Origin of the sequence: Leucobacter celer subsp. astrifaciens (assembly GCF_001273835.1) — a bacterium.
Lineage (GTDB): Bacteria > Actinomycetota > Actinomycetes > Actinomycetales > Microbacteriaceae > Leucobacter > Leucobacter celer.
Genome location: NZ_JHEI01000136.1, coordinates 258,484 through 271,563, shown reverse-complemented (window position 1 = coordinate 271,563; position 13,080 = coordinate 258,484). Strand labels below are relative to the sequence as shown.

Here is a 13,080-nt window from a genome sequence, read left to right as displayed (position 1 = left end):
GGTCAGGCAGCGATCTCCTGATACGCGAACTGCAGCATCGAGTCGTCGACGCCCGCGAGCACCCGCGGCTTGGCGATGTCGTCGAGCACGATGAAGCGCAGCATGCCCGCGCGCGCCTTCTTGTCCCGCTGCATCGCGGCGAGCAGCCCGGGCCAGCGCCCGGCCGGGTACGAGAGCGGCAGCGTGAGCGCCGAGAGCACCCTGCGGTGCCGCTCCACCGCCTCGTCGGAGAGCGAGCCGGCCAGTCGGCCGAGCTCCGCCGCGTACATCATGCCGATCGAGATCGCCACGCCGTGCCGCCATTGGTAGCGCTCGGCGTGCTCGATCGCGTGGCCGAGCGTGTGCCCGTAGTTGAGGATCTCGCGCAGCCCGCCCTCGCGGAAGTCCTCGGAGACGACCCGCGCCTTGACCCGGATCGCGAGCTCGATGAGCCGCTGGAATTCGGGGCTGCCGGGGTCGGTGGCGCGTTCCGTGTCGGCCTCGATGATGTCGAGGATCTCGGGCTCGGCGATGAAGCCGCACTTCGCGACCTCGGCGAAACCCGCGAGGATCTCGTTCTTCGGCAGCGTCGCGAGCAGGTCGAGATCGCAGATCACAGCCGCGGGGGCGTAGAAGCACCCGACGAGGTTCTTGCCCTCGGCGGTGTTGATGCCGGTCTTGCCGCCGACGGAGGCGTCGACCATGCCGAGCACCGTCGTGGGGATCTGCACGAGCCGCACACCGCGCAGCCAGGTCGCCGCGACGAATCCGGCCAGATCGGTGACGGCTCCGCCGCCCAGCCCGATCACCGCGTCGGTGCGCGTGAAATCGGCCTGCCCCATGATCTGCCAGCAGAACGCCGCGACCTCGACGCGCTTGGCGGCCTCGGCGTCGGGCACTTCGGCGAGCAGCACCTGCGCGTAGCGCTCCTGCAGCGCCTCGCGCAGCTCGTCGGCGAGTTTGCCGACGGTGGAGGTGTGCACGATGAGCACCTTCGCCACGCGGTCGCCGAGGGCCTCGGGCACGCGGTCGAGCACCCCGTGCCCCACGGTCACGGCGTACTCGCTCTCACCGGTGACCGGAATGACGATGGCGTCGCTCATCTACTGCTCCCTCTCGTTGTCATTGTGCTTCCGCGCGTAGGCCCGCGCCCACTGGGCGACCCGGCGGGCGAGCTGCTCCTTGGTGGCGCGATCGGTGCGGTAGGTGACGTCGGCCACCTCCTCGTAGTATGGCCGGCGCTCCTCGAGGATGCGACCCCAGGCCTCCGGATCGTCGCGCAGCAGCGGCCGGCGCGACAGGTTCGCGGTGCGCAGCACCGCGTCCTGCGTGGTCAGCAGCAGCACCACCGGATGCTGCTCCAGCAGTCGGCGGGTGCTCTCCGTGATCACCGCGCCGCCGCCGAGCGCGACGATGCGGCTGCCGGGAACGGCGAGCTCCTCCGCGATCACCTCGGCCTCGAGCCGCCGGAACTCGGCCTCTCCGTGCGTCGTGAAGAAGTCGGCGATGACCCCGTACCTGCGCACGAACACCGCGTCGGAGTCGACGAAGGGGATGCCGAGCTCGCGGGCCACGCGCTTGCCGAGGCTCGTCTTGCCCGCCGCCATGGGGCCGACGAAGACGATGGCGCGCTCCGGCAGGCGGGATCCCGCACGCCGACGGCGCCGGCGGCGCGACCGGCCCTTGGCGGGCGCTGCACGGTCCTGAGTCTCGCTCGGGCTCCCCGCCGCCGCCTCGTCCTGCGACGGCTGCTGCCGGATCGGGGTGGTCGGCGGCCCTGGCTTCGGCCTCGGGGCCGGGGGCCCGGAGGCTCGATTCACCCGCCGGTGCGCGCTCACGATTCGATGACGGTCGCCAGCCGCTCTGGAATCGCCGCCAGATACGACTCGAGGTTGCGCTTCGTCTCGGCCACGCTGTCGCCGCCGAACTTCTCCGAGACCGCGTCGGCCAGCACGAGTGCCACCATCGCCTCTGCCACCACGCCGGCGGCCGGCACCGCCGAGACGTCGCTGCGCTGGTGGTGGGCCTTCGACTCCTCGCCGGTTGCGATGTCGACCGTGGGCAGGGCGTGCGGCACCGTGGCGATCGGTTTCATGCCCGCACGCACGCGCAGCACCTGGCCGGTCGTCATGCCGCCCTCGATACCGCCGGCACGGCCCGTCTCGCGGGCGATGCGCCCGTCGGCGATGTGCAGTTCGTCGTGCGCGGCCGAGCCGCGGCGACGAGTCGTCTCGAAGCCGTCGCCGACCTCGACCGCCTTGATCGCCTGGATGCCCATGAGCGCGCCGGCGAGACGCGAATCGAGGCGGCGGTCCCAGTGCACGTACGAGCCGAGGCCGACCGGCAGGCCGTAGGCGAGCACCTCCACCACACCGCCGATGGTGTCGCCCGACTTCTTGGTGTCGTCGACCTCCTCGACCATGCGGGCGCTCGTCTCGGCGTCGAAGCAGCGCAGCGGATCGGCGTCGAGCGCGGCGACGTCCTCCGGGCGCGGCAGCGGGCCGTCGGCGGGCGCGGCGATCTCGCCGAGCGACACGGTGTGGCTGACGAGGCGGATGCCGAGCTCGGCGAGGAACGCGCGGGCGACGGCGCCGAGGGCGACGCGCGCGGCGGTCTCCCGGGCGCTCGCCCGCTCTAGCACCGGACGGGCCTCGTCGAAGCCGTACTTCTGCATTCCGGCGAGGTCGGCGTGCCCCGGACGCGGACGGGTGAGCGGTGCACCGCGGCCCCGCGACTTCTCCGAGAGCTCGGTCTTCTCGGCGCTCATCACCTCGACCCACTTGGGCCACTCGGTGTTGCCGATGCGGATCGCGACGGGACCGCCGATGGAGACGCCCTGCACCACCCCGCCCGAGAGGTGCAGCTCGTCCTGCTCGAACTTCATGCGCGAGCCGCGGCCGTAGCCGAGCTTGCGACGGGCGAGATCCTCGCGGATGCCGTCGAGCGAGACGGGAACACCAGCGGGCAGTCCCTCGAGGACGGCGATCAGTTCAGGGCCGTGAGATTCTCCGGCGGTAAGCCAACGCAGCATACCTTCTATCCTCCCATATCGGGGAGCCCCGCCGCGCCGCGCATCGCCTCCCGCACGCGCACCTCGTCCGGGAGCGGTCGCTCGGGATCGCCGTGCATGAAGATGCGGATCTGGATGACGGCCTGCTCCACGAGCATGTCGATGCCGGGACGGGCCACGCCGCCGGCGGCCTGCCAGCCCTCGGCGAGCGGCGACGGCCAGGGGTCGTAGGCCACGTCGAAGAGCGGGATCCGCGTCAGCCGCTCCGGGAGCGCGAGATCGCGGCCCGCGGGGCCGGGGAGCGTGGAGATGACGAGGGTCGGCTCAGGATCGGCGGCCGGCTGCAGGGTCGGCCGATGCACCTCGCGCAGCTGCATCGTCGCCTCGAGGCGCTCGATCGGGGTGCCCGACACGTGCAGCGCGGCCGCCGATCCGGGCTCGCTCGTACCGCCGAAGCGCCCGACGAGGTCGCCGATGGCCTCCGTATTGCGCGCGACGATCTCGACCCGCTGCGCCCCCAGCCGCCTGGCCGCGAGGATCGCGGAGACCGCGGTCGCCCCCGATCCGATCACGATCGTGTTCGAGGCGTCGAGCCCCGCTCCCGCGATGGCCGCGGCGAGTCCCGGAACGTCGGTGTTGAACCCCGCCCAGCGCGGTCCGGCGCCCACGCCGCTCGCGATGCGCAGCAGCGTGTTCACGACGCCGCTCTCGGCGGCGACCGGATCCAGCACCGACGCGATCCGGTGCGCCTCCTCCTTCAGCGGCATCGTGAGCGAGAAGCCTCGCCACTCCGGTCCGCGGGAGGCGAGGAACGCCTCGAGCGCCTCGGCCTCGAGCCGCTCGCGGTCGTACGACCAGTCGAGCCCGAGCACCTCGTAGGCGGCCGCGTGGATCACCGGCGACTTCGAGTGTGCGATCGGCGAGCCCAGTACGGCGAGCCGCTCGCGCAGCACCCCGTCTCCCGCTCCGCCGATCGGCACTAGCAGCCCTTGCCCGGGTTCGCCACGCACCACTGGTTCAGCTGTTCGACCGCGGCGTTGTGCTCCTCGAGCGTCGCCGAGAACACCGACTCGCGCGTGTCGAGGTTCACCGCGACGAAGTACAGCCAGTCGCCCGCCTCCGGGTCGATCGCGGCCGCGATGGCGTCGCGGCCCGGATTGGCGATCGGGCCCCGGGGCAGGCCCTCGTGCACGTAGGTGTTCCACGGGTTGTCGTCTGCCAGGGCCTCATCGGTCGACCACACGCTGCCGTCGTCGTGCTGACCCATGCCGTACTGAGCGGTGGAGTCCATCTGCAGCAGCATGCCCTCGTCGAGGCGGTTCTGGATGACGCGCGACACCCTGCCGAAGTCCTCGATCCGGCCGCCCTCGCGCTGCACCATCGCCGCGATGGTGAGCACGCGCTCGCGATCCTCGACCGCCACGCCGAACTCGTCGAGCACGGCCTGCTGCTCCCGCACCAGGCGCGCGATGGCCTCGGCTCCGGTCGTCTCCTCCTCGAACTCGTAGGTCGCCGGGAAGAGCCAGCCCTCGAGGCTGTCGACGCCCTCGGGGAGATCGAATGCAGAGAGGTCCTCCGCCGCGGCCTGCAGCTCCTCAAGCGGGATGTCGGCGCCGGCCGACACGATCTCGAGGGTCTGCTCGACGGTCTTGCCCTCGGGGATCATCGCGGTGAACGCCATACGGTTCTCCGGATCCTGCAGCGCATCGAGCGCCGCCTGCGCACTCATCTGCAGCTTCACGCGATACGAGCCGGGATGGAACTCGACCGCGGGCTCCTGCTCCAGCAGCAGATCGTAGAAGGCCTCCGAGGTCTTCACCACGTCGGCTTCGGCCAGCGTGTCCGCGATGTCCTCGCCGATCTCGCCGGCGGTGATCACGACGACGGTCTCGCCGTGCCCCTCGCCCTCGTAGTCGTTGGTCGTCCAGCCGAGCATCTGCGAGATCGAGCCGCCGTACTGCGACCACAGGTAGCCGCCCGCCGCCGCGAGGCCGCCGAGCAGCAGCGCGGTCACGAGCAGCGTGATCAGGATACGCCGTCCGATATGCCGGGGTTCGCTGCGTGTGCGTGCGTTCATGACTGGATTCCCTCCTCGGGCCGTTCCACCGGGTCGACGGCGTGGCCGGGCGCCTCATCCCGCGAGCGCTCGATGTCGAGCGCGTGCTGCAGGATCACCACCGCCGCCGCCTGATCGATGATGGATCGGCTCTGCTTGGTCTTCTTGCCCGCCTGCCGCAGCTGGCCCTGGGCCGACACGGTCGACAGCCGTTCGTCGACGAGCCGCACCGACACCTCCTGGGCGGACAGGCGGTCGGCGAGGCGCTGCGCGAAGCGCTCGGCGTCCTCGGTCGACGGTGTGCGCTCGCCCCGCAGGTTCAGCGGGAGCCCGACCACCGCTTCGAAGGCGTCGTGCTCCGTCGCGATCGCGGCGATGCGCACCAGATCCGCATCTCCCCCGAGGTCGCGCGGCACGGTCTCGACCGGGGTGGCGAGCATGCCGTGCAGGTCGCTCCGGGCCACGCCGACGCGGGCCTTGCCCACGTCGATCCCGAGCCGCACGCCGCTGCGCACTAGGCCGCTGCCTTCACGAGTTCAGGCTCCGGCGGATCTCGGCCAGCGCGTCGCCGATCTTCGCGGGATCGGTGCCGCCGCCCTGGGCGAGGTCGGGCTTGCCGCCGCCTCCGCCGCCCAGCACCTGCGCACCGAGCTTCGCGAGGTCACCGGCCCGCACGCCCCGGTCGCGCGCGGCGGCGGTGGTCGCGGCGATGACGACGGGCTTGCCCGCCGCGTCGCCCGCGAGCACCACCACGCCGGCATCGGAGCCGAGGCGGTCGCGCAGCTGCAGCGCGAGCCCGCGCACGTCGTCGGCCGATCCGACGCCGCCCAGCGAGCCCAGCACCGCCCGCACGCCGCCGAGATCCTCGGCGCCCGCGAGCAGCTCGGGCACGCGCTGCGTCAGCTTCTCGGCCTCGAGCGCGGCGATCTTCTTCTCGGCGGCGCGCAGCTGCGCCCCGATATCCTGCACCTTGGTCACGAGTTCGGCGCGCGGCACCTTCAGGCCGCTCGTGAGCTGCTGCACGATGGTGCGCTCGGCGGCGAAGTTGCGGAAGGCCTCGATGCCCACGAGCGATTCGATGCGCCGGTTCGTGGAGCCCACCGAGCTCTCGGAGACGAGGCTGATCATGCCGATCTCGGCCGAGCTCTCGACGTGGGTGCCGGCGCAGAGCTCGCGCGACCAGGGTCCGCCGATGTCGACCACGCGCACGCGATCGCCGTACTTCTCGCCGAAGAGCGCCATGGCGCCGAGCGCCTTCGCCTCGTCGATCGGCATCTCACGGGTCACGACCTCGTAGTCGGAACGGATCGCGAGGTTGGAGATCTCCTCGATCTCGCTCCGGGTCTCGGCCGAGAGCGCCTCGCTGTGCGTGAAGTCGAGTCGCAGATACCCGGCCTTGTTGTACGAGCCGGCCTGGTGCGCGTTCGCTCCCAGCACCTCCCGCAGGGCCGCGTGCACGACGTGCGTGCCCGAGTGGGCCTGAGTGGCGCCGCGCCGGTAGTCGGCGTCGACGCGGGTCTCGGCGCGGGCATCGAGACCGACCGTGCCCACCGTCACCTTGGCGGTGTGCACGATGAGCCCCTGCACGGGCTTCTGCACGTCGAGCACCTCGGCCTCGAAGCCGTCGCCCACGATCACACCCTGATCCGAATCCTGACCGCCGGACTCGGCCCACAGGCTCGTCTCGGCCAGCACGATCTCGGCGATCTCGCCCTCGCGCGCCTCGCGCACGGGCGCACCGTCGACCACGATGCCGAGCACGCGGCTCTCGTGGTGCAGCTCGTCGTACCCCGTGAAGAGCGTCTCCCCCAGGCCGCGCAGCTCCTTGTACACCGAGAGGTCGGCGCGCTGGCCCTTCTTGGCCTTCGCATCGGCCTTGGCGCGGTCGCGCTGCTCCTGCATGAGCGTCGTGAAGACGTCGCGATCCACCGCGACACCGGCCTCCTCGGCGATCTCGAGGGTCAGCTCAATCGGGAAGCCGTAGGTGTCGTGCAGCAGGAACGCCGTGTCGCCCGGAACCGCCGCGTCGGCCTGCTTCGCCGCCGCGACGGCGGCGTCGAGGGTCTGGCTGCCCGAGGCGAGCGTGCGCAGGAAGGCCTTCTCCTCGGCGTAGGCCGCACGGGAGATGAAGTCGAAGTCGCGTCCCACCTCCGGATAGGCGGCCTGCATCGCATCGCGGGACACCGGGAAGAGCTCGGGGAAGGTGGGGCCGTCGACGCCGAGCAGGCGCATCGAGCGGATCACCCGGCGCAGCAGGCGGCGCAGGATGTAGCCGCGCCCCTCGTTCGAGGGGGTCACCCCGTCGGCGATCAGCATGAGGCCGCTGCGCACGTGATCGGCGATCACGCGCAGACGCACGTCGTCATCGTGATTCGCACCGTAGGTCTTGCCCGCGAGCTCGGCGGCGCGGTCGAGCACCGGCCGCACCTGGTCGATCTCGTACATGTTCTGCACGCCCTGCTTGATGAAGGCGACGCGCTCGAGCCCCATGCCCGTGTCGATGTTCTTGTTCGGCAGCTCGCCGACGATCGTGAAGTCGGTCTTCGACTGCACATCGGTGATCTGGTACTGCATGAACACGAGGTTCCAGATCTCGACGTAGCGGTCGTCGTCGGTGACGGGGCCGCCGTCGATGCCGTACTCGGGACCGAGGTCGTAGAAGATCTCGGAGCAGGGGCCGGCGGGGCCCGGCTGACCCGTCGACCAGTAGTTCGTGTCTTTGCCGAGACGCTGGATGCGCTCGTCGGGCAGCGTCGAGTGCTGCTTCCAGAGCGCGAGCGCCTCGTCGTCGTCCTCGTAGACAGTGACCCACAGGTCCTCCGGGTCGAACCCGAGGCCGCCCTCGTCCTCGCTCGTGGTGAGCAGCTCCCACGCGAAGCGGATCGCGCCCTCCTTGAAGTAGTCGCCGAAGGAGAAGTTGCCGCACATCTGGAAGAAGGTGCCGTGGCGAGGGGTCTTGCCGACCTCCTCGATGTCGTTGGTGCGGATGCACTTCTGCACGCTCGTGGCGCGGGGGTACGGCGCGGGCACGAGCCCCGAGAGATACGGCACGAAGGGCACCATGCCGGCCACCGTGAACATGAGGCTGGGGTCGTCGCTCACGAGGGAGGCCGAGGGCACGACGGTGTGCCCCCGCTTCTCGAAGAAGTCGAGCCAGCGGCGGTGGATCTCTGCGGTCTGCATCCGAGCGGTGTCTTTCTGAAGTGGAGGGGCTGAAGTGGTGAGGTGGGGCGGGATCGCGCGGCTCAGCTCGCCGCGTTCTTGTCGCGCAGCTTCCGCAGCGCCTCCTCGACGTCGTCGATCAGGTCCTCGGCCTCGCCCTCGGCCTCGCGGTACCCCGCGGAGAAGGCGCGGTTGAACTCCTCGACGCCCCGGTTCAGGCGGGTGAAGAAGCGTCTCCCCTCCGGTGTCTGATTGACGAAGTGGGCGGCGACGAAGCCCATCACCACGCCGCTCATGAGCCACAGCAGTTTGCGCATGTCCGGTTCCTCCTACGCCGTTCGAGCACGACGGATTCGCCGCGCGTCAGAAGCACCCCTCAAGCTTAGCGGTAGCCCCCGACGCAGCATCGGATACACGACCGGATAGCCGAAAGGGCGCCGGATCCCGATCTCTCGGATTCCGGCGCCCCTGGGTGCGCGAGTGCTTAGCGACCCGAGTAGTACTCGACCACGAGCTGCACCTCGCAGGTCACGGGGACCTCGGCGCGCTTCGGGCGGCGGACCAGGCGGGCCTGGAGCTTGTCGAGCTCGACCTCGAGGTAGCCCGGAACGTTGGGCAGCACCTCGGCGTGACCGCCGGCAGCGGCGACCTGGAACGGCTCGAGGCCCTCCGAACGCTCCTTGACGTGGATGAGCTGGCCCGGCTTCACGCGGAACGACGGGCGGTCGACGATCTTGCCGTCGACGAGGATGTGGCGGTGCACGACGAGCTGGCGGGCCTGCGACGTGGTGCGGGCGAAGCCGGCGCGCAGCACGAGCGCGTCGAGACGCATCTCGAGCAGCTCGACCAGGTTCTCACCGGTCAGGCCATCCTGACGACGCGCCTCCTTGAAGGCGATGGTGAGCTGCTTCTCGCGGATGCCGTACTGGGCCCGGAGACGCTGCTTCTCGCGCAGGCGGACGGCGTAGTCGCTGTCGCTCTTGCGCTTGGTGCGGCCGTGCTGGCCGGGGCCGTAGGGGCGCTTCTCGAGGTAGCGCGCGGCCTTCGGGGTGAGGGCGATCCCGAGCGAACGGGAGAGGCGGGTCTTGGAGCGGGTACGCGACGTGGTCGACACGTGGGTCCTTTCGGGTTTCTGATTGCATATCGCGGTTCATTGCGGAACCGCGTGTTCTCTCGGCCAAGCTGCGCCCGCATGAGCGGGTCATGCACGCGACGCAGCACACCGTCTTCGGTGAGGGAACGACCATTGCAGAAACCCGGCTACAGGGCGCCTGCCATACGCACCCCGCCTGCAGCCTGCAGCGGGAGCGATGTTGGCCAGCGACAAGTCTATCAGCTTCCGCGCTTCTTCGCCGGCCAGAGACCGTCTGCCGCATTCTCGGGTCCCGTGTGCTGCAGAATCAGCCGGATACCGCAGCAGATGCGTCCGAAAATCAGGAATCGCCGGAGTTCCGCGTCTCGCCGCGCGTGATGCGCCGGATCTTCTCGAGGCGATCCGAGACCTCTCGCTCGTTGCCGTGCAGCGTCGGCTGGTAGTAGACCCGGTCATGCAGCTCGTCGGGCAGGTACTGCTGCTGCGACACGCCCCGCGGGTCGCTGTGGGGATAGCGGTAGCCCTTGCCGTGCCCCATGCGCTTCGCGCCCGGGTAGTGGGCGTCGCGCAGGTGCTTCGGCACGAGGCCGAAGTTGCCGCGCTTGACGTCGGCGATCGCCGCGTCGATGGCGCTGATGACCGCGTTCGACTTGGGGGCCGTCGCGATGTAGATCGTCGCCTCCGCGAGCGGTATCCGGGCCTCCGGCAGACCGATGAGCTGCGTCGCCTCGGCCGCCGCGACCGCGATCTGCAGCGCCTGCGGATCCGCCATGCCGACGTCCTCCGCCGCGTGCACCATGAGCCGGCGCGCGATGAAGCGCGGATCCTCCCCCGCCTCGATCATGCGCGCCAGGTAGTGGATCGCGGCGTCGGGATCCGATCCGCGCATCGATTTGATGAAGGCGCTGATCACGTCGTAGTGCTGGTCGCCGTTGCGGTCGTACCGCAGCAGGGCGCGGTCGACCGATGCCGACACGATCTCCGGGGTCACGCTCGGAGCGGCGCTCTCTGAGCCGTCCTCGGAGCCGTCCTCGGGGCCGTCCTCCCGGCCGTCCATCGCGAGCGCGGAGGCCGCGGCGGCCTCCAGCGCGGTGAGCGCCCGGCGCGCGTCGCCCGATGCCAACTGCACCAGGGCGTCGAGCGCCTCCTCCTCGACCGTCACGCCGCCAGCCAGACCGCGCGGGTCGGCGATGGAGCGCTCGAGCAGCGTGCGCAGATCCGGGTCCTGCAGCGGTTCGAGGGTCAGGAGCAGCGAGCGGGAGAGCAGCGGGCTGATCACCGAGAACGACGGGTTCTCGGTGGTCGCCGCGACGAGCGTCACCCATCCGTTCTCGACGCCGGGCAGCAGCGCGTCCTGCTGCGCCTTGGTGAAGCGATGGATCTCGTCGAGGAAGAGCACCGTGGCGATGTCGTACAGATCCCGGTCGTTGAGCGCCCGCTCCATCACCGTGCGCACGTCCTTGATCCCCGCCGTGATCGCCGAGAGCTCGACGAATCGGCGGCCGCTCGAGTGCGCGATCGCCTGGGCGAGCGTGGTCTTGCCCGTGCCCGGGGGGCCCCACAGGATCACCGACACGGCTCCCCCGCCGCCCTCCGTGCCCGCCGCGAGCGTGCGCAGCGGAGATCCCGGCTTCAGCAGGTGCTGCTGCCCCACCACCTCGTCGAGCGTGCGCGGTCGCATCCGCACCGCGAGGGGCGCGGTGTGCGACGGTAGGGGTCTCGAGTCCACGCCCCAATGGTATCGAGCACCACTGACATCACGGCCGGAGCCCGCGCTGTGGCATAGTGGAGGGGTCTATTCAGTATCGGTCGGCGCGCCGGCCCACACACGACAGGTGAGCAGAACCGTGAGTGAATCGAGCAACGAAACGACCTGGGGGCGAGTCGACGACGACCGCACCGTCTACGTGCGCGAGGGCGACGGCGAACGTGTCGTGGGTTCCTTCCCCGACGGCACGCCCGAGGAGGCGCTGGCCTACTTCACCCGGAAGTACGCCGATCTCGCGGGGCAGGTCACCCTGCTCGAGGCGCGTATCGCGCGCGGCACCGCGGACGCCTCCGCGGCCGACTCCGTCGCGAAGCTCCGCGAGCAGCTCGTCGAGCCCGCAGCGGTCGGCGACATCGTGTCGCTCCGCGAGCGCGTCGAGAAGCTCGCCGGCAAGACCGCCGAGCTGAGCGAGAAGCAGCAGGCCGAGCGAGAGGCCGCACGCAAGGAGGCTGTCGAGAAGCGCGAGGCCATCGTGGCCGAGGCCGAGAGCCTCGCCGCGCAGCCCGAGGCCTCGATCCGCTGGAAGGACACGAGCCAGGCCTTCGAGCAGCTGTTCACCGACTGGCAGACCGCGCAGCGCGGCGGCCCGCAGATCCCCAAGGGGCAGGCCGATGCGCTCTGGAAGCGCTTCCGCTCCGCGCGCCAGTCCTTCGATTCGGCGCGACGCGCCCACTTCGCCCAGATGGACGCGAACAACAAAGAGGTCAAGCAGCGCAAGGAGCGCATCATCGCCGCAGCCGAGGCGCTCGCGCCGAAGGGCATCGAGGGCATCCCCGCGTATCGCGCGCTGCTCGACGACTGGAAGGCCGCGGGCCGCGCCAGCCGCAAGCTGGACGATCAGCTCTGGGCCCGGTTCAAGGCCGCGGGCGACGTGCTCTACGAGGCCAAGGCCGCAGAGGCCGCCCAGACCAACGAGGAGTACGCGGCCAATCTCACCGCGAAGCAGGCGCTGCTCGACGAGGCCGAGCCGATCCTGCAGCAGCAGGATCACACGACCGCCCGCAAGCTGCTCACCGAGGTGCAGCTGAAGTGGGACGAGCTCGGGCGCGTGCCGCGCGAGGCGCTGCGCGATATCGAGGGCCGTCTGCGCAAGATCGAGGATCACGTGAAGCGCCTCGAGGACGAGCACTGGCGCAAGTCCAACCCCGAGACGAAGGCCCGCAGCGAGGGTCTGCGCGGTCAGCTCGAGGCGTCGATCGCCGAGCTCGAGGCCGAGGCCGCAGCCGCCCGCGCCGTGGGTGATGCCAAGGCGCAGGCGGAGGCCGAGGAGAAGCTGGCGGCGCAGCAATCCTGGCTCGCCGCGATCGGCGACTGATCCGATAGCGTCCGATCGCGAGGCTCGGCCCGGAACGGGTCCGAGCCTCGCTCACACGCGAGGATTATCCACAGGCGCCCGCGTCGCGGTGGCGCCGGCGATCCGCCTTCGCGAGGATGGGGGCATGACCCCCGACTCTCCGGCGCACGAACCGCGTGCGCGAGCGCGCCCGGTCCCCCGCTTCGAGCGCTGGCCGGACGCCGTGCGCTCGGCGGAGCTGCTGCGCGGCACGCTCGTGCGATGCGGCCCCGGCGTGCGCGCCGTCGGCTGGCCGGAGACGCCCCGGGCGCGCGCCGCGGCACTCGCACCGTGGCTCACGCCCGACCGCATCGCGATCCGCATGAGCGCAGCGTGGATCTGGGGCGCGGCACGTCGCCCCGACGCGCCGCTCGAGCTCTCGACCGCTGGTCGGCGCAGACCCGGCCCGGGCGCTCACCGAGATCATCTCCTGCATCAGTTCGCCTACGACGATGCGGCTCTCCGATCCCTCGACGACTTCACCGTGACCGGTCCGGAGCAGACCGTCTACGACCTGCTCCGGATGCCGGCCGGGTTCACCCGCCGCCACGCGGTGGCCTGCCGCCTGCTGCTGCAGCTGGTGCCCGACGGCCGCGCAGGCGTCGAGGAGCGGCTCGAGCGGCAGCACTCCCACTACCGGGCGCTGGCACGATCGCGCCTGGTCCGGCTCTGAGCGCGC

At 70.9% G+C, this 13,080-nt stretch carries 12 protein-coding genes; 2 read left to right on the top strand and 10 right to left on the bottom strand.

What is annotated here, in order from left to right:
- Positions 1 to 2: 2 nt before the first annotated feature.
- The 10 genes from aroB to AMS65_RS09335 form a co-directional block, all read right to left on the bottom strand.
- Positions 3 to 1,082, bottom strand: a complete 1,080-nt coding sequence (gene aroB / locus AMS65_RS09380; RefSeq protein WP_053383892.1) for a 3-dehydroquinate synthase — start codon at positions 1,080 to 1,082, stop codon at positions 3 to 5.
- Entirely contained in the window at positions 1,083 to 1,817 is a 735-nt protein-coding gene (locus AMS65_RS09375; RefSeq protein ID WP_053383891.1) for a shikimate kinase, read from the bottom strand.
- Positions 1,814 to 3,010 (bottom strand): chorismate synthase, encoded by a 1,197-nt coding sequence (aroC, locus tag AMS65_RS09370; protein ID WP_053383890.1) that lies wholly within the window; start codon positions 3,008 to 3,010, stop codon positions 1,814 to 1,816. The genes AMS65_RS09375 and aroC overlap by 4 nt, the downstream gene beginning before the upstream one ends.
- 5 nt (positions 3,011 to 3,015) lie before the next feature.
- A complete protein-coding gene (locus AMS65_RS09365) occupies positions 3,016 to 3,969 on the bottom strand; it encodes a shikimate dehydrogenase family protein (RefSeq protein WP_241489401.1) in 954 nt (317 codons plus the stop codon).
- Positions 3,969 to 5,066 (bottom strand): endolytic transglycosylase MltG, encoded by a 1,098-nt coding sequence (gene mltG, locus AMS65_RS09360; protein WP_053383889.1) that lies wholly within the window; start codon positions 5,064 to 5,066, stop codon positions 3,969 to 3,971. The genes AMS65_RS09365 and mltG overlap by 1 nt, the downstream gene beginning before the upstream one ends.
- On the bottom strand, positions 5,063 to 5,560 hold the full coding sequence (ruvX, locus tag AMS65_RS09355) for a Holliday junction resolvase RuvX (RefSeq protein WP_053383888.1): 498 nt from the start codon (positions 5,558 to 5,560) through the stop codon (positions 5,063 to 5,065). Before ruvX ends, mltG begins: the two co-directional genes overlap by 4 nt.
- A gap of 13 nt (positions 5,561 to 5,573) precedes the next feature.
- A complete protein-coding gene (gene alaS, locus AMS65_RS09350) occupies positions 5,574 to 8,228 on the bottom strand; it encodes an alanine--tRNA ligase (protein WP_053383887.1) in 2,655 nt (884 codons plus the stop codon).
- 62 nt (positions 8,229 to 8,290) lie between these two features.
- Positions 8,291 to 8,524, bottom strand: coding sequence for a hypothetical protein (locus tag AMS65_RS09345; protein ID WP_053383886.1), 234 nt, complete (start codon positions 8,522 to 8,524; stop codon positions 8,291 to 8,293).
- 167 nt (positions 8,525 to 8,691) lie between these two features.
- Entirely contained in the window at positions 8,692 to 9,321 is a 630-nt protein-coding gene (rpsD, locus tag AMS65_RS09340) for a 30S ribosomal protein S4 (protein WP_053383885.1), read from the bottom strand.
- 319 nt (positions 9,322 to 9,640) lie between these two features.
- Positions 9,641 to 10,981, bottom strand: coding sequence for a replication-associated recombination protein A (locus AMS65_RS09335; RefSeq protein WP_053384138.1), 1,341 nt, complete (start codon positions 10,979 to 10,981; stop codon positions 9,641 to 9,643).
- A gap of 166 nt (positions 10,982 to 11,147) precedes the next feature.
- Here AMS65_RS09335 and AMS65_RS09330 point away from each other — a divergent pair, with 166 nt between their 5' ends.
- Positions 11,148 to 12,383: a DUF349 domain-containing protein gene (locus AMS65_RS09330; RefSeq protein WP_053383884.1), complete on the top strand. Its 1,236-nt coding sequence runs from the start codon at positions 11,148 to 11,150 to the stop codon at positions 12,381 to 12,383.
- A 124-nt stretch (positions 12,384 to 12,507) separates the two neighbouring features.
- The gene (locus AMS65_RS09325; RefSeq protein ID WP_053383883.1) at positions 12,508 to 13,074 is read left to right on the top strand and encodes a hypothetical protein; all 567 of its coding nucleotides are present in this window, start codon (positions 12,508 to 12,510) and stop codon (positions 13,072 to 13,074) included.
- Positions 13,075 to 13,080 lie beyond the last annotated feature (6 nt).

Bases quoted from the DNA above. Each gene is read 5' to 3' on its own strand.
- AMS65_RS09345 (WP_053383886.1), bottom strand. From the start codon at position 8,524: ATGCGCAAACTGCTGTGGCTCATGAGCGGCGTGGTGATGGGCTTCGTC.
- aroB (WP_053383892.1), bottom strand. From the start codon at position 1,082: ATGAGCGACGCCATCGTCATTCCGGTCACCGGTGAGAGCGAGTACGCC.
- AMS65_RS09325 (WP_053383883.1), top strand. From the start codon at position 12,508: ATGACCCCCGACTCTCCGGCGCACGAACCGCGTGCGCGAGCGCGCCCG.
- alaS (WP_053383887.1), bottom strand. From the start codon at position 8,228: ATGCAGACCGCAGAGATCCACCGCCGCTGGCTCGACTTCTTCGAGAAG.
- AMS65_RS09335 (WP_053384138.1), bottom strand. From the start codon at position 10,981: ATGCGACCGCGCACGCTCGACGAGGTGGTGGGGCAGCAGCACCTGCTG.
- aroC (WP_053383890.1), bottom strand. From the start codon at position 3,010: ATGCTGCGTTGGCTTACCGCCGGAGAATCTCACGGCCCTGAACTGATC.
- mltG (WP_053383889.1), bottom strand. From the start codon at position 5,066: ATGAACGCACGCACACGCAGCGAACCCCGGCATATCGGACGGCGTATC.